Genomic DNA, 21,175 nt, shown 5'->3' on the forward strand with positions numbered 1-21,175 from the left:
CCAGATGGCTGATGGTTTGATGGATTACAAATATACAAATCCTTATTAAATGCATCTTACTGATCCTGTATGATTAACTTTTGCCCCACATGAATGGTTGTTTGATTTCCCATATTGTTCCACTGCTGAATATTTTTTACACTGACCTCATATTGTTTTGCAATAGCATACAGGGTCTCCCCACGGCTAACAATATGGGTTTGGGTGGTTGTTGGGGGATTATTATAATTGGCAGGTTTTGTAGGAGTGGGGATTGGATAACTCGTGGTTTTTGCTGGAGAAACTTGAACAAATTCAAAACCTTCATTTCTCCTCCTGTATTCCTGTAATTTCAGCACCATTCCCGGTTTAAGGTCTTTGTCTCTGTATATTATGTTTTTGGCCATAAGGGAGTGTAACCTAATTCCATAGGCCTGGGAAATTTGCCATAGGGTTTCTCCTTTTTTGACCACATGTTCCGCTACCTTGGCTTTACTTTTTTTTCTTTTGGTATAATAATACCTACCACCAATTACTTTATCTGATTTTTTAAGATCATTAACCCTTCTAAATTTCCCTTCCCTAATGCCAACCTTTTCGGTAAAAGCTTCCTGGCTCATGGTTTGGGTGACCAATATGCCCTTAATACCATTGATCTTGATCATTTCAGGTAAATGGGAAAACGCTTTATTTCCGGTTATTTTCGGAAAGCCTTCATGATTTTTCACCACTTCCGGGCTTTGCATAGACGGTTCTTCAGGAAAGGAAACCAAAACGGGCCTATCCGGGGTAGTATCCTCTTCTAAATAGGTAAGGGAATAGGGCTTGTCTCCCGGGATTTTTCCGTGTGAGACCCATTTGTTATATGTTTCCAAGTGGGATTCAGAAACATTAAGGTCCCGGGCCAATTTCTTTAAGGATGTCGGTCCTTGAACTTTAACTTCTTTTAGGTATTGATTGCTGACCAAAGTGCCGATATGGTCTTGAAAAGCTATTTTATGGGCCAGGTATTTTTTAAAATACCAATGGGTGTTTTTGGTGATTTTCATTTTCCGGTCTCCATTGTACCGGTTTCCAAAATATCCCTGAGCTCCTCCCGGTCCCATTTGGTAAGCTACAACAGCACAAACCCAGTTATCAAAGCGACTATTGTTTTTCTTCAAATACAAGGCTGCCCCACGGGTAGAAGCCACGATATTTTTTCTTTCATCAATCTGGTGGTCCACTTGGAGGAAAACCTCCTCAGCAGTTCCTTTCTTAAATTGCCAAAACCCGACTGCATTGGAAGAAGAAACGGCATCTGGAATTAATCCGCTTTCCTGTATGACCAGGTATTTTAAATCATCAGGGGCTCCCTGTTCTTGGAGGACCCTTTCTATAATGGGCATGTACAAATTGACCCTTTCCATTTTCTGGTTAAAATATCTGGGATTGCGGTGGAGGGCATTTACATCCAGCTGAATATCCCTTTGAGCTCTGCTGTCCAGATGGAGGGTCATGTTGGCAAATGAAATGGTTTCGGGGACCTTTGGAGCTTGGGCAAAGATCTTAAAAGCAAAAAAGCTAAATATCAGAAAAGGCAGTGAAAATTTTTGGAATCTCATGAGCTTTTATAACCATTTCCGTCTGCAATCAAAAGGGATGAAGTTGGGTGAAATATCAATGCAATCAAACGATTTGAGATGACCTTTTGTTTTGGGTTTCAATTTGTTGAAAATTTGGGGCAATTTATAATTTCCTTGCCAACATTATGCCATCCCTAATGGGAAAAATCACATTTTCTACACGAGGATCCTTATTGACCATTTCATTAAAGACTTTGATGGCTTTAGTGTCTTTGTCTATTTTTTCCCCTTCCTTTTTTAGCACCTTCCCTGACCAAAGGACGTTATCTGCAAGAATCATTCCCCCGGCAGGTACCCGGTCTATAACCATGTCATAGTATTTGCTGTAATTTTTCTTATCCGCATCGATAAATACCATGTCAAATTTCCCCTCCAATTCTGGGATTAAATCCAAAGCATTTCCCAGTCTATAATCAATTTTATGCCCTAATCCCGATTCAGAAAAATAGCCCCTTACCATATCTTCCAATTCATCATTGATATCCAATGTGATGATTTTTCCTTCAGGTCCAAGCCCCTTGGCCATCCATAAAGCAGAGTACCCCGTATATGTACCTATTTCCAAAATTACTTTTGGTTGAAGCATTTTCGTAAATAATTCAAGGGTTTTTCCCTGCAAAGGCCCCGAAAGCATCCTGGGCATAAGTACTTTGGCATGGGTCTCCCTATTTATTTTGGCCAATAATTCATCCTCAGGGCTGGTGTGTTCTTGGCAATAATTTAAAAGTTCTTCGTTGATAAATTCCATTATTTATTTGGGTAAATAAGTGAGAAAACTCAATTGATCTTCCTGAAATAATTCCTGGGCTATATCCTGTAAGTCTCCAGAAGTGGTATTTCTGATGGTTTGAAAGATGCTGTCCAGGGATTCAATATAGCCTTTGTCCAGCATACTTTTGGCATAAACCAACATCAGAGCAGCGTAGTTCTCCTCTGCCATGGCCATTTGACCGATGGCTTGTTCCTTGGCCATATGAAGCTGCATTGTCCCCAGCTTTTTCTCCCGTAATTTTTTAAGTTCAAGTAAGGTGATCTTTTGGGCTTTGGAAAAGGTCTTTTCTTCCGTTCCATAAAAGATTCCAATAAATCCAGTATCCGTATATACCTGATAAGCCGACTCCACACTGTAAACATACCCGTATTTTTCCCTTAGGGCAAGGTTGAGCCTGGAGTTCATGCTGGGACCGCCAAGGATATTATTCAATAAAAAAAGTTGAAAACGTTTGGGATGGTAAATAGAATATGCTGGTTTCCCTATGGCACAATGGGCCTGAGAGATTTCTTTGTAAAGGGTTTTCCTTAAAGGCTTATATTTGGAAAATTTACTTCTGGAAAACAGGCTTCTTTTGGTGGGGATTTCTTCCAACGGTTTTTCCAATTGGCGAAGGACTTTTTTAAAACTAATATTCCCAACCACCGAAAATACAATTTTTTCTGTATCCAATCGAGAAGCAATAAAGTCAAAGAAATCTTGCTGGGTGAAACTGGTCACTGTTTCTTCACTTCCCAGGATATTCCTGCCTAATGCATGATTTTGAAAGACTACCTCATCAAATTCATCTTGAATAGCATCATCAGGAGAGTCCCGATACATGGCCATTTCCTCAAGAATTACTTGCCTTTCCTTTTCAATTTGCTTCTCGGGAAAGGTACTGTGGAAGGTAATATCGTAAAGTAGTTCTGCAGATTTTTTGAAATGTTCTTTTAGGACACTGGAATAAAAGCACACCTTTTCCTTAGTGGTATATGCATTAAGCTCCCCACCAAGGGATTCCAGGCGGTTGATTATATGAAAAGCTTTTCTCTTTTGAGTCCCCTTAAAAGCCATGTGCTCCCAAAAATGGGCCAGGCCGGCTTCTTCTAATTTCTCATCCCTGCTTCCGATATCCAGGACAAACCCACAATGTACCAATCTTGTATGGGGGATTTCTTGATGGATGATCCGGATACCATTTGCTAACTCCTTAATATTGTATGGCATTTACTTTTTTACTTTCTAAGTATGAAATTACAAAATTAATGCACTTTTTCCGGATATTTTTTTGAGGTTGATAAATATGTTAATTTTATACATTGCAGAAATCACACAAACTACTTGAATTAGTGTTTACAGGGTGAATCACCCTAACTCTTTAAATTTTAATTGCAGTAAGCAAATCGATCAGATTTTAATAATATGAGATACAAACCACTGAGCAAGTCGCTTTACGTCAAAAACCGTGAAAAATTGGTAAAGAAGATGAAGCCTAATTCTATTGCGGTCTTTAATGCAAATGACTTGATGCCCTCCAATGCGGATGGGACCTTTAAATTTAGGCAAAATAATAACCTTTTTTACCTAAGCGGAATTGACCAGGAAGAAACCCTTTTGGTGCTTTGTCCTGATTTTCCCAATAAAAATTTAAGAGAAGTTCTTTTTGTCAAGGAAACCAATGAACACATTGCCATTTGGGAAGGGAATAAATTAACCCAAAATGAAGCAAAAGAAGTTTCCGGGATAAAAAACGTCCATTGGACAAAAGATTTTGATCGGATATTTTCCTCTTTGATGACATTTAGTGAACATGTGTATTTAGATACCAATGAACATCAAGGGGCTGCAAGAGAAGTGGAAACCAGAAATGACCGGTTTGTGAAAAGCTGTAAAGAGCTTTTTCCCTTGCATGATTACCAGCGTGCTGCTCCATTGCTCCAGGAGTTAAGGGCTGTAAAAGAAGGTGAGGAAATCGATCAGATACAAAAGGCTTGTGAGATAACAGATAAAGCTTTTAGAAGGGTGTTGAAATTTGTTCGTCCCGGAGTGATGGAATATGAAATTGAAGCGGAGTTTTTGCACGAATTTATTCGTCATGGGAGTAGGGGTTTTTCTTTTGAACCTATCATGGGATCTGGGCCCAATAGCTGTGTGCTCCATTATCTGGATAATGACAAGCATTGCCAATCTGGGGACCTTATTTTAATGGATGTTGGAGCGGAATATGGGAACTACAATTCAGATATGACCAGAACTATTCCCATCAATGGGCGGTTTTCTCCCCGGCAGAAGGAGGTGTATAATGCAGTATTACGGGTAAAAAAAGAAGCTTCAAAGATGCTGCGACCAGGGATTAGTGTCCAGGATTTTCATATTGAAGTTGGTAAGATAATGGAGTCTGAACTAATTGGATTGGGCTTGTTGGATAAAACAGACATTAAGCATCAAAATCCCAATCAACCGCTTTATAAGAAGTATTTTATGCATGGGACTTCTCATCATTTGGGATTGGATGTGCATGATTTGGGGCCTGTTTTCAGCCCCATCCAGCCAGGGATGGTATTTACCATTGAGCCGGGGATTTATATCCGGGAGGAAAATATTGGGATCCGATTGGAAAATGATTGGGTAGTTCAAGAAAAGGATAATCTGGACCTTATGAAAAATATCCCCATAGAGGTGGAGGAAATTGAGGAAATAATGAATACTAATTAAGAGAAGGATTTTGAGGTTTAAAAGAAAGAAATTATTGTCCCTTTTTAATGGTTAGGAGTGGCAATAACAAGTAGGGAAGAGCATGGAAAAAAGAATTCTATCAGACTTTTTTCAATCAGTTCCTAAATAAAAAAAAACCGCATTTTTCAATGCGGTTTTTTTTTATTGAAAATCGGAATTGCTTATCCGATAGAAATTCTCTTAAAGTTGCTAACCGTCATTCCTTTCGAAATACTGTCCAAGTACTGAGCAATGGATTTGCTGTTATCCTTAACAAATGTCTGACTCAAAAGGGTGTTTTCTTTGTAGAATTTGTTCAATTTCCCCATGGCAATTTTCTCAAGCATGGCTTCTGGCTTACCTTCGGCCATAGCTTGTTCTTTTCCTACCTGGATTTCTCTTTCTACAACAGCAGGATCAACATCCTCTTTGTCAAGGGCAACAGGGTTCATAGCGGCAATTTGCATGGCTACATCTTTACCAGCTTCTTCCACTTCAGCACCGTTGGTGTTTTTCAAGCCTACCAATACACCTAGTTTTCCATTTGAGTGGATGTAAGGAACTACTGTTTCACCTTTCACAGCTTCAAAGTGGCTGATTTCAATTTTCTCACCGATTTTACCAGTCAATTCGATGATTTTTTCCTTGATGGTGATATTTTCAAATGGCAGTTCAAGGATTTCCTCAATGCTGTCCACATCTTTTTCCACGGCGATGTCAAGGATGTCATTGGCAAGTGCTACAAACTCTTCATTTTTTGCAACGAAATCAGTTTCGCAGGTAAGGGAAAGTAGGATTCCCTGTGTTTTGTCAGCATTTACTTTAGAAACTACTACACCTTCTTTAGTTTCACGATCAGCACGGGAAGCAGATACCTTTTGACCTTTTTTTCTCAAGATATCAACCGCAGTTTCAAAATCGCCTTCAGCTTCGGTAAGGGCTTTTTTACAGTCCATCATACCGGCACCGGTTTTTTGTCTTAGTTTATTTACCTCTTGTGCAGTAATAGCCATGGTTAAATATTTTTGAAGTGATGATTTAAATTAACATGTGTGAATTTTGGAGCCACCTTATTCAAGGATAGGGTGATGCCCTATAGACTGCCAATAACAAAAAATTGAACATAGGTAGTTTACCGTATGTTCAATTTTTTGTTATCAATAAGTCATAGTGGAATTACTCTTTTGTTTCAGCGTCAGCAGCTTTTTTTGCTTCTTCCTCTTCAGAGAGTTTAGCCTCTTCTTTATCTTTCTTTCTTTCGGAAAGCCCTTCTTCAATTGCTGAGCCAACAGCCTTAACCAATAGTGAAATTGATTTGAAGGCATCGTCATTGGCAGGGATTGGGAAATCCACTTCTCCTGGGTTGGAGTTAGTATCTACCAATGCAAATACAGGGATACCAAGCTTTTTAGCTTCGGCAATGGCTATATGTTCTCTTTTGATGTCCACTACGAAAAGTGCAGCAGGAAGACGAGTAAGGTCAGAAATACCTCCTAGTACATTTTCCAATTTCTGGCGCTGTCTGGTGATCATCAAACGCTCCCTTTTAGCAAGGCTTGTGTATGACTCATCTTTCATCATTTTGTCGATGGAAGACATCTTTTTCAAGGATTTGCGGATAGTTGCAAAGTTGGTCATCATACCACCCAACCATCTTTCGGTTACAAATGGCATTTTTAACCTTGCAGCTTCTTCTGCTACTAAGTCCTTGGCCTGCTTTTTAGTGGCTACGAACATTATCTTTTTGCCGCTGCGAACGATTTGCTTGAGTGCGTTGGATGCTTCTTCAAGGCAAACAAGCGTTTTGTTTAGGTCGATGATATGGATACCGTTTTTCTCCATGAAGATATACGGCGCCATTTTCGGATCCCACTTTCTTGTTAAGTGTCCAAAGTGAACACCAGCATCCAGTAAGTCTTTATATTCTAATTTTGTCATTAATTATGTAAATTTTAAAAGATGTACGGAGTAAATGCTCCAAATTAACGTTTGGAGAACTGGAATCTTCTTCTCGCTTTTCTGCGACCTGGCTTCTTACGTTCAACCATTCTTGGGTCACGAGTAAGGAAACCTTCTTTTTTCAATGGACTTCTGTGGTCTTGGTTAAATTCACAAAGGGCTCTGGAAATCGCCATTCTGGCGGCTTCTGCTTGGCCTTTGATTCCACCACCGTCTACATTGATTTTTACATCATAAGCTTCTCCTTCATTCACCAAAGTAAGGGGTTGCTTCACCACAATTTGGTGAAGGTCAAAAGGGAAGTATGCTTCTAAACTTCTGTTATTGACAATAATCTCTCCTTTGCCAGGCTTCATATAAACCCTAGCTACAGATGTTTTTCTTCTACCTATTGTTTTGATAATTTCCATGGAATGATCAAATTATAAATTAATTTCTTTTGGTTGCTGTGCAGTATGAGGATGCTCGGTACCTTCATATACGTGTAGGTTGGTGAACAACTTGCTACCCAATTTATTTTTGGGCAACATTCCTTTTACTGCTTTTTCAATAAGAATGGCAGAAGACTTTTCTTTCAATAATTTTGGTGTAGAAATTCTTTGTCCTCCTGGAAAACCGGTGTGACGAACGTAAACCTTTTGGTTCCATTTTTTACCGGTCAGTCTGACTTTGTCTGCGTTGATGACAATGACATTGTCTCCGCAGTCCACGTGAGGAGTAAAGCTTGGCTTGTTTTTGCCTCTTAGAATTTTTGCAACCTCACTGGCAACTCTACCTAGTACTAGTGCCTGGGCATCCACTACAACCCATTCTTTTTGTACGGTAGTACGGTTGGCTGATACGGTCTTATAGCTTAAAGTATCCACTGTGTAAATGTTTAATTATTAGCTTGTTAAATACATTTCACCTTCAAAAAGGGACACAAAGATAGAAGGAATCTAATACATATGCAATATATCCCCCTGTTTAGTGCCTGATTTTTATACGGATAGCTCCTTTGAGTCACTTGGTGATTGAACTTTTATTCCTTCATCAAGTTTCTTTTTGGTTCCTTTTTTAGAACCGGGAGTTTGCTTACTTGTTTTTCTCCAGTTGATGGATCAATACCGCATAATCTTTAGGGTAGGGGGCAGAAACCTCAATAGGTTTTCCATCCCTTCCCTCAAAGCCAATCGAATAGGCATGCAGGGAAACACGCTGCATAATAGGTAGTTCCTCTGTTCCTTGTTTGAGGTTAAATCTTCTTTTTAATTTGGACAGGTAAAGCGGTTTTCCGCCATATAATTCATCCCCACATATCGGTGACTTGAGATAGGCCAAATGAATCCTGATCTGATGCAACCGTCCTGTAACAGGGCGGCACTCAACCAGTGAATGTGCCTGATAGGTACTCAATGTCGTAAAATACGTGGTGGCCGATTTTCCGTCTTTACTGATTTTGGCCATTCCTTTACTGCTGGCAATCAGGTTGCGGTCCACCAGGAGATCTTTGAATTCATGAATTCCATCTATGACAGCATGGTAAACCTTATTGACTTTTCTGTTTTCAAATTGGATAGCAATGTTTCGGTAAGCCTCCTGGTTTTTGGCAATTACCAAACATCCGGAAGTTTCCTTGTCCAATCGGTGGCACACCTGGGCATCGGGAGTGTGCTTTTTGGCCAATTGCAAAATGTTTTGCCTTTCATGCCTATCGTCTAAGGTCGATAGGTATGGGGGCTTGTTGATTACAATGTAATCCTCATTTTCAAACAGAATAAGTTGTTTAAAGTCTATTTTCTTCATAAACCTTGGCTAATACCCACCAAATCAAGCGGCAAAAATAACTAAAAAATGCGGGGTAAAAAATGTCTGGCCAAAATATTATTTTGTAGTTGTTGGTTTAGGGTTTCCTTTGGTCAATTTATTTTTGGCCAATGGGAGAGAAAAAGTGAAAATAGAGCCTTTTCCGACGGTGGAAGAAACGGAAATTTTGCTTTTATGCCCCTCCAGAATGTGTTTTACAATGGCAAGGCCCAATCCTGTCCCCCCTTTTTCCCTTGACCGGCTTTTTTCCACCCGGTAAAAACGTTCAAAAATTCTTTTTAAGTCCTCAGCTGGAATTCCCTGCCCATTGTCCCTGATCTCAATGTTGAGGTGATTCTTTTTTGTTTTTAAATTGATGTGCGCCTCCCCACCTTCGTGGTTGTATTTGATGGCATTGGAAATAAGATTTTGGCAGACACGGTAAATCTTATCCTTGTCGGCCTTGGTCCAGTGATTTTTGTCTTCGTCAAAAGTAAATCGGATGGCCACATTCCGCTTTTCCGCTTTGTTTTCCAATTGTTCGATTACTTCCTGAATCAATTCCCTTACATCAAACACCTCATAATGGAATTTGACAACCCCGCTTTCCATTTGGTTAAGGGTAAGCAAATCCTGGACAAGTTTGTCCAATGAATTAAGGCTTTTTGCAGCCCTTTTCAGGAATTTGTCCCTGACCTTTTGGTCATCCACCGCACCGTCCATTAAGGTGTGGACATATCCCTGGGCGGCAAATATTGGGGTTTTTAATTCATGGGAAATATCAGCAATAAATTCCCTTCTAAAAGCAGCGTTTCGTTGTAAGGTTTCTATTTCTTTGTTCTTGGCCTGAGCATAGGAATTGATGGTGTCATTGATTTTCCTTAATGGGGAGATAGAGGATTTTTTGGGTTTTTCGGCCACACCTGATAAGTCCTTTTTTTGGATTTTTTCCAATACCGTATAAATGTTGCTGATCTCTTTAAAAATCAAAAATTCCAAGGTGACATAGGTAAGCAAATAGGATACAGAAAAGGATAGCCCTCCTGCTACGACCAATAAGGTAGGGGTCGCGTCATCCAGTAATGACAAAAACGCGACCGTAAGAGTAGCAATGGCAATAGCCAAAACGAGGGAAATCCCCCTTGAAGTGGTCAGCATTATTAATTTAACTCAAATTTATATCCTACGCCCTTTACAGTAGTGATGTAGTTATCACCAATTTTTTCGCGGACTTTCCTGATGTGTACATCCACAGTTCTTGCCAAAACAAAAACGTCTGTCCCCCAAATATTTTGCAACAATTCATCCCTGCTAAAAACCATATTAGGGTTTTTGGCCAAAAAATACAATAATTCAAATTCCTTTTTGGGTAGAGTGATGGTCTTACCATTTTTATCAATAGTAAAACTTGTGCGATCAATGACCAAATCCTTGATTTTGATCTGAGTGTTTTCCGGTTCCTTTTTGGATTCCCGACGAAATAAGGCTGCAATTCTGCTTACTAATGCTCTGGGTTTAATAGGTTTGGTAATGTAATCATCCGCCCCCACATCAAAGGCTGCCACTTCAGAATATTCTTCTGACCGGGCTGTTAAAAAGATGATAAAGGTGTTTTTCAGTTCTTCCAAATCCCGTATTTGACGGCAGGTTTCCACCCCGTCTTGCTGGGGCATCATAATGTCCAACAGGATAACATCTGGTTTGAATTTTACTGCTGTCTTGACTCCTTCCATTCCATTTGTGGCAGAAGCTACTTCATAACCTTCTTTTTCGAGGTTGTAAGTTAAAATTTCAATAATATCTGGTTCATCATCTACAACCAGTACCTTGATTTTTGGTTTGTCACTCATTTGAGTTTTCCTGTTTGTTGTTAACTTATAACACCGCTAATTTATAAAAACTATGAAAAGAAATAAGTTGTAAGGGTGGAAATAGGGAATGGTTTGATATAAAATTTTGTAATTATAGCTATTTGTTAATTTTAGATTAAGGGAGGTTCAATTAATTGTTACGTAAACCCGTAGCCTCAGTAATTTCCATGTTAAGGGCACCTACTACCAGATCAGCTTCAATTTTAACGGGAATTCTGTTTTTATCATCCGTTATCCATACTTTGATGGGGTTTTTCCCGCTGAATAGTTTGTTGTCAGGCATTATAGGAGAAAATACATAGGTGTCGAATTCCCCGATTTTTGTAGAAACCCTGTCCTTTCCTTCGTATATTAATTTTAGGTTATATGATTTTTCATCAAAAAATCCCCGGATGTTAATAACATCCTTTTTATTGTACTGATCCAGGTCCATAGTTCGTAAATAATAAAAACCACTGACGATGTCCTGAACACCTGGAGGGATGTCATGATTATTTGTTTTGACCACTTTTTTATTTTCACGATCATAGAGATTAACCGTAGCGGTTTTATTTTTGTGGTCAAAGTCGATCACTTCATGTTTCCGGTATCCGCCCTCTTCGATATGGCGGTAAGATTTGTAGGGAATGTGCATGGAGGTGTCCATATAGGTACCCCAATTATCTTTAACATAAAAAAGGCTGAAAATATTCAGGGTCCTGCCATAAACGTCGATCTTGTAACTTGGGCGGTTATTAATTAGGTGGATTTGGGGATCAATGACCATTTTGGCTTCGGCCGCATTAAAGAAAAGGTATTTGACCTTAAAGGTAAGAGATTCTCCATTGTCATACGGGGGGACGGAATGGGATTGCGGCGATGCATCCGATAGGGGAGACAGGAGGACAAAAGCCAATAACATTAATTTGGAAAGTAAATGCATAAGCATTTTATTGGTTTCTTGGTTCTTTTCAAAAGTTATACCAATCCACAAGGACAACATAACCGAAATTCCTAAATTAGTAAAACGGTAATATAAAACAATGGTTGTTTATTAAGTTGATATTCAATTTTCGAATGTTTACTTTCACAGCATATTTATAAATTGAATAAGTTTCTACCTAAATAATTTATGAGCGTAAATACAGAAAAACTTAAAGCGCTTCAGCTCACCATCGATAAGTTGGAAAAGACTTATGGAAAGGGGACTGTGATGAAGCTGAGTGACAATACCGTACTGGATGTACCCGCAATCTCCACAGGTTCCCTGGGGCTGGATATGGCTTTAGGTGTTGGAGGGGTGCCCAGAGGTAGGATTATTGAAGTGTATGGACCGGAATCTTCCGGTAAGACGACCTTGGCCATGCATTGTATTGCTGAAGCCCAAAAATCCGGTGGATTGGCTGCTTTTATCGATGCAGAACATGCGTTTGACAAAGGATATGCGGAAAAGCTGGGGATCGATACTGAAAACCTGCTTATTTCCCAACCGGATAATGGAGAGCAAGCCTTGGAAATCGCTGAACACCTGATCCGTTCCGGGGCTATTGATATCATCGTAATTGATTCCGTGGCGGCATTGGTGCCAAAAGGTGAGCTTGAAGGAGAAATGGGAGATAGCAAAATGGGCCTTCAGGCGAGGTTGATGTCCCAGGCATTGAGGAAGTTAACTGGTGCCATTCATAAGACTGGATGTTCCTGCATCTTCATTAACCAGCTTAGGGATAAAATCGGTGTGATGTTTGGCAACCCGGAAACCACTACCGGTGGTAATGCCTTGAAATTTTATTCTTCTGTAAGACTGGATATCCGAAGGATTGGACAGATCAAGGAAAGTGCTGATAATATCTTGGGAAATAGGACCAAAGTAAAAGTGGTTAAAAACAAAGTTGCTCCTCCATTCAAAGTTGTTGAATTTGACATTATGTATGGCCAGGGAATTTCCAAAGTTGGGGAAATCATTGACTTGGGTGTTGAGTTTGAAATCATTAAGAAGGCCGGTTCCTGGTTCTCCTATGAAGGCAATAAACTAGGTCAGGGCAGAGATGCTGTGAAAACCCTGATTCAGGATAATCCTGAATTGATGGAGGAATTGGAATTGAAAATTAAAGAAAAAGCCGGACTAAGCGGTGTGGTTGAGGAAGAGGTTTCCGAAGACTGATTTTCAGAATAGATCAATAAATCAAAAGGGAGGCAATATTGCTTCCCTTTTTTTTAATAATGCTTTGGCAACCTGAATTTCCTTAATAAACACTGAAGTACTAATTCGGAAAGGCAAGTGTTAATTCAAAAATTAGCCAGAGGAAAAGAGGCTAGAATACCTATTACATTTATTAATTGGAGCGGATTGCTTCCACGGGGTCCATTCTTGAGGCAATTCCTGCCGGGATAAATCCTGAAATTATTCCAATGGATGAGGAAAGAAGCAAGCCTATTATGATGTTTTTTAGGGAAAGGTACACTTCCAAAGCTCCTAAAGGAATAAAGGTAAGGGCGAAAACCAAGCCGATACCTGCCAAACCACCAATTAAGCTCAAGAAAGTGGCTTCAAATAAAAACTGCAAGAGGATAAAATAATTTTTGGCCCCCAGGGATTTTTGAATCCCGATAATAGGGGTTCTTTCTTTTACGGAGACAAACATGATGTTGGCTATTCCAAATCCGCCCACCAAAATAGAAAAACCACCGATTACTGCCCCTGCAATGCTGATTACATCAAAAATCGACCCAATGGCATTTTGGATGAATTCCGATTTGTTCAAGGCAAAATTATTTTCCTCAGTTGGCTTGAGGCCTCTTTTTGCCCGTAAAAGGCCCGTCATTTCGTTTTCCAGGGATTCCAAACCTTCATCTGAGTCCAGGCCTTTTGCAGCGATGGTTGGCTCCACTCCATTTCTGCCCAGGTAATACATCTTGTTAAAAGACCCATATGGAATCAAGCAGGTATTGTCCTTGGAAGGTAGGTCAAATAATCCTGCTCCTTCTTCTTCCAAAAGGCCAATTACTACAAAATTTTGCCCTCTGATTTTGATTTTTTGGCCAATGATAGGGGCGGCGGCGGCAAGGGCATTTGAAATTTTTGAACCTATAACAGCGACATTCCGGGCAGCTGAGATCTCCATTTCGGTGAAATAGCGGCCTTCAACTACTGGGACATCATATACTTCCTTGTGGTCAAAGATCACCCCTTGGAGAGTGGCTCCTTCAAATGAACTGCTGCCGCTTTTGAGGGTAGAATTGGAAGATGCTGAAATAGTTATGGCTTCCGCATTTTGAAGCCTTTCCTGTAAAAACTCATATTCGGAATAGTTGCCTGGTGGTCTCCGAAAATACTTCCACCAGGGATATTCACCAGGCCCGGAAGAGAAGGGAAAACGGTCCACCCTGAGGACATTGGTTCCTAAAAAGGTGAAACTAGACTTGATGTTTCTTTCCAGTGAATCCACTAATGTGAAAACTGCAATGATGGCAAAAATGCCGATGGTAACCCCTAATAGGGAAAGTATGGTTCTTGTCAGGTTAGCTCTCAAAGCCTGCCATGCAAATCGAAAACTTTCCCAAATAAGCCTAAAAATGATCACCTATTAATTATGTTTGAAACTATTTGTTAATATAGGTAGTTTTACCTATAATTCTTATTATCTTTGCAGTTTTTACGAGCGTATCGTAAAATCAAAATATTCAACGCGTTTATCTCAAAAACATTTATGAAATTATCCGATTTCAAATTCGAGGTTCCAAAAAAATTAATTTCCTTATATCCATCCGATAATAGAGACGAGTCTCGATTAATGGTAGTCCACAAGGATACCGGTAAAATTGAGCACAGAATATTTAAGGATATCATTGAATATTTTGACGAAGGGGATGTGTTTGTAACCAATAACACTAAAGTTTTTCCAGCCAGGTTATATGGCAATAAAGAAAAGACTGGAGCAAAAATAGAAGTATTCCTGTTAAGAGAATTAAACCGGGAATTACGACTTTGGGATGTGTTGGTTGATCCTGCCAGAAAGATACGGGTAGGTAACAAGCTTTATTTTGGGGATAGTGATTTAGTGGCAGAAGTTATTGACAATACTACTTCCCGAGGCCGAACCATCCGTTTTCTTTTTGATGGTACTGATGAGGAATTTTACAAAACCATTGATGCATTAGGGGAAACTCCGATACTTAAAGAATTCATCGAAAGAAAAGTTGAAGAGGAAGACCGTGAGCGTTATCAAACCATTTATGCAGAACATGTAGGGGCTGTGGCTGCACCTACTGCAGGTCTGCACTTTACTCCTCATTTATTGAAAAGGTTGGAAATCAAAGGGGTGGAAGTAAGCCCGATTACACTTCATATTGGTCTGGGAACCTTTAGACAGGTGGATGTAGAGGACCTGACCAAGCATAAGATGGACTCTGAAAACTATGATATTCCACAGCCTACTGTTGATTTGGTTAATGAAGCTCTGGAGGAAAAGAAAAGAGTAGTAGCAGTAGGCACTACATCCTTAAAAACTATCGAATCTTCAGTAACGGCTAGCAATAGGTTAAAAGCATCCAGTGGTTGGACTGATAAGTTTATTATTCCGCCTTATGATTTTAAAATTGCCAATGCTTTGATTACCAATTTCCACATGCCCGAAAGTACGCTATTGATGACTACTGCAGCATTTGGAGGATATGATCTGATTATGAAAGCTTACCAGGAAGCAGTCAAAGAAGGTTACAGGTTCTTCTCCTATGGAGATGCCATGCTGATAATATAAAATTTTGAAAGGCTCTTCGGAGCCTTTTTTATTTTTTTTAATATTTCATCTAATCATAATGTGGAATAAACGGGCTATTCTGCCTGGTTAGTTACATTTGTGCCTTAATATTTGTGAGTTTTATGAATAAAGCAGCGATAATTGTTGCGGGAGGCAAAGGATCCAGAATGGGGGGCTCCATTCCCAAGCAATATTTGGAAATCGGTGGAAAGCCCATTTTAATGCATACTTTGGAAGCATTTTTCAATTATGACCCTAATCTTACTTTGGTATTGGTCCTTCCAGAAGTGGATTTTCCTTTTTGGAAGGAATTGTGTAAGAAATTTTCCTTCGATATTCCCCATGAAATGGTCGTTGGAGGTAAATCCAGGTTTCAGTCAGTGAAGCACGGTTTGGATTATTTGGATTGGGAAGATGGCTTAGTGGCCATACATGATGGGGTTAGGCCTTTTGTTAGCCAGGAAGTGATTTCCAATGGTTTTGAGGAAGCGCTTCACTCAGGAAGTGCCATAGCAGTGGTTCCCCTTAAAGATTCTATCAGGAAATTAACCGATGATGACCGTTCTTTTTATCAGGAAAGAGAATATTTCAGGTTGGTACAAACCCCACAGACTTTTGACTTGAAGCGCATTAAAAAAGCTTTTGATGTAACCGAATTGCGCCACTTTACTGATGATGCTACGGTGTTTGAGCATCAGGGCTGGCAAGTAAGCCTCATTGCAGGTAATCCAGAAAACATCAAAATCACTACTCCGGAGGACATGGAGTATGCTTCATTTTTAATTCAAAAAAAGAAAGACAAATATAATTTCCCAAGATTCAAGGGGTGATAGGAACAAAGGGTATTGGAAATGGGAGATAAAACACAAAAAGCCCTAAACATAGGGCTTTTTGTTAATATTCGTCTTCGTTAAAGAAGAAATCATCTTTTGTTGGGTAATCAGGCCAGATTTCTTCAATGTTTTCATAAGGTTCTCCATCGTCTTCCAACTCCTGAAGGTTCTCGACTACTTCAAGAGGAGCTCCAGAACGAATAGCATAATCGATTAATTCATCTTTTGTTGCTGGCCACGGAGCATCTTCCAAATAAGATGCAAGTTCTAATGTCCAATACATAGTCTCAATATTTTAGTTTATTCCGTATTGCACGGGGATGCAAAAATATAAATACTTTTATTTTTTAAAACTCAAACTGACTAATTGTTTGAAAGTTCCTTTAATATATGATTTTTTACATCCAATTTCCTTTTAAACGCACTTAATTTTCTATGAAGCATTACTTCAAAATCCCCTTCATTAGACCGGAATTTTTCAGCATTTTCCTTTACTGTATCAAGCTCTTTTTGGTCTCTTCCAATTAAATCCTTTATAATGTTGATTTTAATCTGATTTTGTTCTTTTGGATCCTTTTCACGGAAGTCCTGGAATTTTGAATTAGCTAATTTGTCCAGAAAGGACTTTTCAAATACCACATCTGCAAAAAAGACGAATGTGCGTGAATATAGTTTCGCTTCCCGCGGTTTTTTGGGCGGAAGGGACTTCCATTCACTTTGGAGTTTTTTTGCTTTGGAGATTTTTTCTGGAGACATCGGGCCTCTGGATAGGGATTTCATTTCCTCAGCGAGCTTCTCCGATTTTTTGACTATTTCAAAAGGTTTTAGCCTTGGCTTTGACTGTAAAGTCCTTTTGTAGCGACTGAAAATTCTATTGTTCAGCTTTGAAAATTCATCCCAGAGGGGTTGACGCCTTTCGGCTGGGACTTTTCCGGACTCTTTCCACTGTTTCTGGATTTTTTTGCTTATTTCAAAGGCTTTTTTGGCATCATCCATTGCAAAGGCCTCCCTAGCTTGGACCACCAAGGCTTCATAAACTTTAATGTTTTCTTCTGCCTGTAGGGCAAGGCCTTCAAAATAGTTTTTACGGTTTTCAAAGAAGGTATCCACTGCATCTTTGAACTTGGCTTCTATTTCTTCTTCGATTTCCTTTTCTACCGGGCCTGTTTTGATCCAGCGTTGCTTGAGTTCCTTGAAGGCTTCTGAAGTTTCTTTCCAGTCAGTTTCGTTTTTTAATGCTTCAGCTTCCAGGATCAGGCCTTTCTTTATTTCCAGATTTCTGTCTCTGTTGGCCTGGATGATTTCTGAAAGATAATCCTCAAGCTGGTCCAGCTCCTTGATTAAGGGTACAAAGTCACCCAATGCATCATATTGCATCAGGGATTTTCTCAGGTGGATCAGTTTCATTAGGAAAGAACCTTTGTTTTGGTTTTCCTCAATGTCCTTTTTGAGATCTTCTACCTTTTTCTTCACCATCTCAAAACGGTCTTCAAAATATTTGATGGTAGAGGCTTCGTTTTCTTTAACTTCTCCGATGACCCTGTCTTCCTGATCTAAAAATCCTTTTAAATAAACTTTGTTGTCTTTAATGTATCCGTATGGATGCTCCATCTTCGATATTGATAGGTTGGTGGTTAGTCCGCTATTCTTGTTTTCTGCAAATTAATTAATTAAGATGCATTTATCCTAAGAAAGGTGATTTTTTGCCATCTTTGTTTTTTCATGTAAAACCAGAAGGTAAAGTTAATATTTATGAGTGACGAGAAGATCATATTTTCCATGTCCGGGGTCTCTAAAGTGTACCCTCCGCAAAAGAAAGTATTGAAAGATATTTATTTGTCTTTTTTTTATGGGGCCAAGATTGGTGTCCTAGGACTCAATGGGTCAGGTAAAAGTTCCTTGCTACGGATTATTGCCGGCATGGATAAGGAATACCTGGGCGAAGTGGTCTGGTCTCCCGGGTATTCTGTGGGTATGTTGGAGCAGGAGCCAAAATTGGATCTTGAAAAAACAGTAAAGGAAATTGTAGAAGAGGCAGTAGCCGATACCAAAGCCCTTTTGAAAGAATTCGAAGAAATCAATGAGAAGTTTATGGACCCTGCCGTCATGGAGGATCCGGATGCCATGAACAAACTGATTGAAAAACAGGGTGAAGTTCAGGAAAAGTTGGATGCCGCCAATGCATGGGAACTGGACGTGGTGTTAAATAAAGCCATGGATGCCCTAAATCTTCCTCCCAGTGATGCCAATGTTGGGAATTTATCCGGAGGAGAGAAAAGGAGGGTTGCCCTTTGCCGATTATTGCTTCAAGAGCCTGATGTGCTTTTGCTGGATGAACCTACCAACCATTTGGACGCGGAGTCCGTACTTTGGCTGGAGCAGCATTTGCAACAATATAAAGGAACAGTGATTGCCGTTACCCACGACAGATATTTCCTGGATAATGTTGCAGGGTGGATCCTGGAACTGGACAGGGGAGAAGGTATCCCTTGGAAGGGAAATTACACCAGTTGGCTGGAACAAAAGCAAAAACGATTGCAGCAGGAAGAAAAGACAGAATCCAAACGGCAAAAAACCCTGGAAAGGGAATTGGATTGGATCCGGATGACCCCTAAAGCTAAGCAAGCCAAAGGTAAGGCAAGGTTGAATGCATATGAAAAATTGGTGGGAGAGGAAGCCAAAGAAAAAGAAGCCAAATTAGAATTATATATTCCCCCAGGTCCACGGTTGGGAAACAAAGTCATTGAAGTAAATGGGGTGTCCAAAGCCTATGGTGACAAATTATTGTTTGAAGACCTTTCCTTTTCCCTGCCACAAGGGGGGATTGTTGGAGTGATTGGTCCCAATGGGGCAGGGAAAACAACTTTGTTCGAACTCATTACCCAAAAGGAAAAACCTGACGATGGCAATTTTGAAGTGGGGGAAACGGTGAAATTAGCCTATGTGGATCAGGAACATAATCACCTGGATCCTGATAAGTCTGTTTATCAAACTATTTCTGAGGGGAACGAATTGATCAAACTAGGTAATAAAGAGGTTAATGCCCGTGCTTATGTCAGCAAGTTTAATTTCTCCGGGGCTGACCAGGAAAAAAAAGTGGGGGTGCTTTCCGGTGGGGAAAGGAACCGCGTTCACCTGGCCTTGACACTGAAAGAAAATGGGAATTTGCTGCTCTTGGACGAACCTACCAACGATTTGGATGTAAATACCCTTAGGTCCCTGGAGGAAGCCCTGGAAAATTTCGGTGGCTGTGCCGTTATTATTTCCCACGACAGATGGTTCTTGGATAGGATTTGTACCCATATCTTAGCTTTTGAAGGGGATTCCCAAGTATATTGGTTTGAAGGGAATTTCTCTGAATATGAGGAAAATAAGAAAAAGAGATTGGGTGATGTTACCCCAAGAAGGTTGAAGTATAAGAAGTTGAAATAGGATCTAACAGTGATTTCGGTTTCCTAAATAAGTAACCCCCTATCTATTTGTAAGAATAATAGGTATGGGGTTCTTTTTTTGATTACTTTTGGCGGAAATTTGGAAATTACGATAATCAAGTAAATATGATCAGGCAAATTTTGTTAGCCCCAGGTGCAGACGAATTGACCTATGAGATCAGGGGAATTGTCAAAAAGGCAAAATTGATCGAAAAATTAGGCAAGGAGATTACCTGGGAGAATATTGGGGACCCAATTCAGAAAAACAATAGGATTCCCTCCTGGATGAAGGACATCGTTACTGAATTGGTTCAGGACGACAAGACTTATGGGTATGCTGATTCCAAAGGAATGTTGAAAACCAGGGAGTTTTTGGCTGACTTAAATAATAAGCGGAATGGTGTGAAAATCACTGCTGAGGATATCTTGTTTTTTAATGGCTTAGGGGATGCGATTGCCAGACTCTATCAGTTTTTGATTCCTACAGCAAGGATCATTGGGCCCTCTCCGGCATATTCTACTCATAGTTCTGCAGAGGCTGCCCATGCAAACACTTTTCCAATTACCTATAAATTGGACCCGGCCAACAATTGGTACCCGGATATGGATGATTTGTATAATAAGGTGAAATATAATCCAAATATTGTAGGGCTATTGATTATCAATCCGGACAACCCAACTGGAATGGTGTATCCGCGGGAGGTAATGGAGCAATTTGTTTCCATTGCAAGAGAATTTAATTTGTTGATCATTGCTGATGAGATTTATCAAAACATAACTTATAATGGCTATGATGCTATCCCGCTATCCGAAGTGATCGGGGATCTTCCAGGTATTTCTTTGAAAGGTATATCCAAGGAGTTTCCATGGCCCGGCTCCAGGTGTGGCTGGATGGAATTTTATAATAGAGAGGCATCCTCCGAGTTTGATAAGCTCTGCACTACCTTGGATAATGCCAAAATGATAGAGGTGTGTTCTACCATGTTGCCCCAATTGGCCATTCCTAAAATTATGAGTCACCCTGAATATTCTGCATATAGAAAAAAAGCCAATGCCAGGATTGGACAGCGGAGTAGGATCATGGAGGAGGTGTTGAAAGATGTGCCTGGGATTATGTTTAATAAAACCAAAGGGGCATTTTATAATACCATTGTTTTTGACGAAAAAGTCCTCAATGCCAAACAATACCTTCCAGTCGAAGATCAAAGGGTAAAGGGATATCTTGATCAATGGCTGAATGAAGAAGATATGCCTCATGATAAACGTTTTGTTTATAATTTGTTAGCCGCCGAGGGGATTTGTGTGGTTCCAGTCAGCTCCTTTTGTTCCAATCTAAGAGGGTTTAGAGTGACCTTGTTGGAGGAAGATGAAGAAAAATTCAGGGATACCTTTACCCGTATTGCCAATTGCATTAGAAAATATTTAGCTTCTGCCTGATCAAGTTTTCCCTTTGGGGACTTTCAAATATAGGATTAGCCAAATTGAGC

Annotated in this window: 20 protein-coding genes; 6 read left to right on the forward strand and 14 right to left on the reverse strand. The window is 39.8% G+C overall.

The features are described 5' to 3' along the window. Positions 1-56: 56 nt before the first annotated feature. The 3 genes from QWY93_RS11435 to QWY93_RS11445 all read right to left on the reverse strand — a co-directional run bounded on the left by QWY93_RS11435 (position 57) and on the right by QWY93_RS11445 (position 3,585). The gene (locus QWY93_RS11435) at positions 57-1,583 is read right to left on the reverse strand and encodes a LysM peptidoglycan-binding domain-containing protein (protein ID WP_290248383.1); all 1,527 of its coding nucleotides are present in this window, start codon (positions 1,581-1,583) and stop codon (positions 57-59) included. 124 nt (positions 1,584-1,707) lie between these two features. Beyond that, positions 1,708-2,352, reverse strand: coding sequence for an O-methyltransferase (locus QWY93_RS11440; protein ID WP_290248384.1), 645 nt, complete (start codon positions 2,350-2,352; stop codon positions 1,708-1,710). Positions 2,353-2,355: 3 nt separating this feature from the next. Then, positions 2,356-3,585, reverse strand: a complete 1,230-nt coding sequence (locus QWY93_RS11445) for a M16 family metallopeptidase (protein ID WP_290248385.1) — start codon at positions 3,583-3,585, stop codon at positions 2,356-2,358. 195 nt (positions 3,586-3,780) lie between these two features. On the opposite strand from QWY93_RS11445, the gene QWY93_RS11450 reads away from it, so the two are divergent. Beyond that, positions 3,781-5,073, forward strand: coding sequence for an aminopeptidase P N-terminal domain-containing protein (locus tag QWY93_RS11450; RefSeq protein ID WP_290248386.1), 1,293 nt, complete (start codon positions 3,781-3,783; stop codon positions 5,071-5,073). Positions 5,074-5,255: 182 nt separating this feature from the next. Here the strand turns inward: QWY93_RS11450 and tsf are convergent, their stop codons facing one another. From tsf to QWY93_RS11490, 8 genes are all read right to left on the reverse strand, one after another. Beyond that, positions 5,256-6,086: a translation elongation factor Ts gene (tsf, locus tag QWY93_RS11455; RefSeq protein ID WP_290248387.1), complete on the reverse strand. Its 831-nt coding sequence runs from the start codon at positions 6,084-6,086 to the stop codon at positions 5,256-5,258. 163 nt (positions 6,087-6,249) lie between these two features. Next, the gene (gene rpsB / locus QWY93_RS11460) at positions 6,250-7,011 is read right to left on the reverse strand and encodes a 30S ribosomal protein S2 (protein ID WP_290248388.1); all 762 of its coding nucleotides are present in this window, start codon (positions 7,009-7,011) and stop codon (positions 6,250-6,252) included. A gap of 44 nt (positions 7,012-7,055) precedes the next feature. Then, complete coding sequence (rpsI, locus tag QWY93_RS11465; RefSeq protein ID WP_290248389.1) at positions 7,056-7,442, reverse strand: 30S ribosomal protein S9; 387 nt, start codon at positions 7,440-7,442, stop codon at positions 7,056-7,058. Positions 7,443-7,454: 12 nt separating this feature from the next. Further along, entirely contained in the window at positions 7,455-7,898 is a 444-nt protein-coding gene (rplM, locus tag QWY93_RS11470) for a 50S ribosomal protein L13 (RefSeq protein WP_290248390.1), read from the reverse strand. A gap of 208 nt (positions 7,899-8,106) precedes the next feature. Then, the gene (locus QWY93_RS11475) at positions 8,107-8,817 is read right to left on the reverse strand and encodes an RluA family pseudouridine synthase (protein WP_290248391.1); all 711 of its coding nucleotides are present in this window, start codon (positions 8,815-8,817) and stop codon (positions 8,107-8,109) included. A 78-nt stretch (positions 8,818-8,895) separates the two neighbouring features. Then, a complete protein-coding gene (locus tag QWY93_RS11480) occupies positions 8,896-9,975 on the reverse strand; it encodes a sensor histidine kinase (protein WP_290248392.1) in 1,080 nt (359 codons plus the stop codon). A 2-nt stretch (positions 9,976-9,977) separates the two neighbouring features. Continuing rightward, on the reverse strand, positions 9,978-10,667 hold the full coding sequence (locus QWY93_RS11485) for a response regulator transcription factor (protein WP_290248393.1): 690 nt from the start codon (positions 10,665-10,667) through the stop codon (positions 9,978-9,980). A 151-nt stretch (positions 10,668-10,818) separates the two neighbouring features. Continuing rightward, complete coding sequence (locus QWY93_RS11490) at positions 10,819-11,610, reverse strand: DUF3108 domain-containing protein (protein WP_379945453.1); 792 nt, start codon at positions 11,608-11,610, stop codon at positions 10,819-10,821. A 189-nt stretch (positions 11,611-11,799) separates the two neighbouring features. On the opposite strand from QWY93_RS11490, the gene recA reads away from it, so the two are divergent. Further along, the gene (gene recA / locus QWY93_RS11495) at positions 11,800-12,828 is read left to right on the forward strand and encodes a recombinase RecA (RefSeq protein ID WP_290248394.1); all 1,029 of its coding nucleotides are present in this window, start codon (positions 11,800-11,802) and stop codon (positions 12,826-12,828) included. A 172-nt stretch (positions 12,829-13,000) separates the two neighbouring features. Here recA and QWY93_RS11500 read toward each other — a convergent pair whose 3' ends face one another. Continuing rightward, on the reverse strand, positions 13,001-14,248 hold the full coding sequence (locus QWY93_RS11500; RefSeq protein WP_290248396.1) for an ABC transporter permease: 1,248 nt from the start codon (positions 14,246-14,248) through the stop codon (positions 13,001-13,003). Between the two features lie 126 nt (positions 14,249-14,374). Between QWY93_RS11500 and queA the strand changes: the two genes are divergently transcribed. Both queA and QWY93_RS11510 read left to right on the forward strand, forming a co-directional pair. Beyond that, entirely contained in the window at positions 14,375-15,424 is a 1,050-nt protein-coding gene (gene queA, locus QWY93_RS11505; RefSeq protein WP_290248397.1) for a tRNA preQ1(34) S-adenosylmethionine ribosyltransferase-isomerase QueA, read from the forward strand. 122 nt (positions 15,425-15,546) lie between these two features. After that, complete coding sequence (locus tag QWY93_RS11510) at positions 15,547-16,254, forward strand: 2-C-methyl-D-erythritol 4-phosphate cytidylyltransferase (RefSeq protein WP_290248398.1); 708 nt, start codon at positions 15,547-15,549, stop codon at positions 16,252-16,254. A gap of 64 nt (positions 16,255-16,318) precedes the next feature. Here QWY93_RS11510 and QWY93_RS11515 read toward each other — a convergent pair whose 3' ends face one another. Together QWY93_RS11515 and QWY93_RS11520 are read right to left on the reverse strand one after the other, a co-directional pair. After that, positions 16,319-16,540 (reverse strand): DUF2795 domain-containing protein, encoded by a 222-nt coding sequence (locus tag QWY93_RS11515; RefSeq protein ID WP_008625540.1) that lies wholly within the window; start codon positions 16,538-16,540, stop codon positions 16,319-16,321. A gap of 80 nt (positions 16,541-16,620) precedes the next feature. Next, positions 16,621-17,868: a DUF349 domain-containing protein gene (locus QWY93_RS11520; RefSeq protein WP_290248403.1), complete on the reverse strand. Its 1,248-nt coding sequence runs from the start codon at positions 17,866-17,868 to the stop codon at positions 16,621-16,623. Positions 17,869-18,009: 141 nt separating this feature from the next. On the opposite strand from QWY93_RS11520, the gene ettA reads away from it, so the two are divergent. Both ettA and QWY93_RS11530 read left to right on the forward strand, forming a co-directional pair. Continuing rightward, the gene (gene ettA / locus QWY93_RS11525) at positions 18,010-19,689 is read left to right on the forward strand and encodes an energy-dependent translational throttle protein EttA (RefSeq protein ID WP_290248404.1); all 1,680 of its coding nucleotides are present in this window, start codon (positions 18,010-18,012) and stop codon (positions 19,687-19,689) included. Between the two features lie 128 nt (positions 19,690-19,817). After that, on the forward strand, positions 19,818-21,125 hold the full coding sequence (locus QWY93_RS11530; protein ID WP_290248863.1) for a pyridoxal phosphate-dependent aminotransferase: 1,308 nt from the start codon (positions 19,818-19,820) through the stop codon (positions 21,123-21,125). Positions 21,126-21,175: the final 50 nt, after the last annotated feature.

Origin of the sequence: Echinicola jeungdonensis, assembly GCF_030409905.1 — a bacterium.
In the GTDB taxonomy this organism is placed as follows: domain Bacteria; phylum Bacteroidota; class Bacteroidia; order Cytophagales; family Cyclobacteriaceae; genus Echinicola; species Echinicola jeungdonensis.

Bases quoted from the DNA above. Each gene is read 5' to 3' on its own strand.
- tsf (WP_290248387.1), bottom strand. From the start codon at position 6,086: ATGGCTATTACTGCACAAGAGGTAAATAAACTAAGACAAAAAACCGGT.
- QWY93_RS11440 (WP_290248384.1), bottom strand. From the start codon at position 2,352: ATGGAATTTATCAACGAAGAACTTTTAAATTATTGCCAAGAACACACC.
- QWY93_RS11435 (WP_290248383.1), bottom strand. From the start codon at position 1,583: ATGAGATTCCAAAAATTTTCACTGCCTTTTCTGATATTTAGCTTTTTT.
- queA (WP_290248397.1), top strand. From the start codon at position 14,375: ATGAAATTATCCGATTTCAAATTCGAGGTTCCAAAAAAATTAATTTCC.
- QWY93_RS11510 (WP_290248398.1), top strand. From the start codon at position 15,547: ATGAATAAAGCAGCGATAATTGTTGCGGGAGGCAAAGGATCCAGAATG.
- QWY93_RS11485 (WP_290248393.1), bottom strand. From the start codon at position 10,667: ATGAGTGACAAACCAAAAATCAAGGTACTGGTTGTAGATGATGAACCA.
- QWY93_RS11480 (WP_290248392.1), bottom strand. From the start codon at position 9,975: ATGCTGACCACTTCAAGGGGGATTTCCCTCGTTTTGGCTATTGCCATT.
- QWY93_RS11490 (WP_379945453.1), bottom strand. From the start codon at position 11,610: ATGCATTTACTTTCCAAATTAATGTTATTGGCTTTTGTCCTCCTGTCT.
- QWY93_RS11450 (WP_290248386.1), top strand. From the start codon at position 3,781: ATGAGATACAAACCACTGAGCAAGTCGCTTTACGTCAAAAACCGTGAA.
- QWY93_RS11475 (WP_290248391.1), bottom strand. From the start codon at position 8,817: ATGAAGAAAATAGACTTTAAACAACTTATTCTGTTTGAAAATGAGGAT.
- QWY93_RS11445 (WP_290248385.1), bottom strand. From the start codon at position 3,585: ATGCCATACAATATTAAGGAGTTAGCAAATGGTATCCGGATCATCCAT.
- rpsB (WP_290248388.1), bottom strand. From the start codon at position 7,011: ATGACAAAATTAGAATATAAAGACTTACTGGATGCTGGTGTTCACTTT.
- rpsI (WP_290248389.1), bottom strand. From the start codon at position 7,442: ATGGAAATTATCAAAACAATAGGTAGAAGAAAAACATCTGTAGCTAGG.
- QWY93_RS11520 (WP_290248403.1), bottom strand. From the start codon at position 17,868: ATGGAGCATCCATACGGATACATTAAAGACAACAAAGTTTATTTAAAA.
- QWY93_RS11515 (WP_008625540.1), bottom strand. From the start codon at position 16,540: ATGTATTGGACATTAGAACTTGCATCTTATTTGGAAGATGCTCCGTGG.
- ettA (WP_290248404.1), top strand. From the start codon at position 18,010: ATGAGTGACGAGAAGATCATATTTTCCATGTCCGGGGTCTCTAAAGTG.
- recA (WP_290248394.1), top strand. From the start codon at position 11,800: ATGAGCGTAAATACAGAAAAACTTAAAGCGCTTCAGCTCACCATCGAT.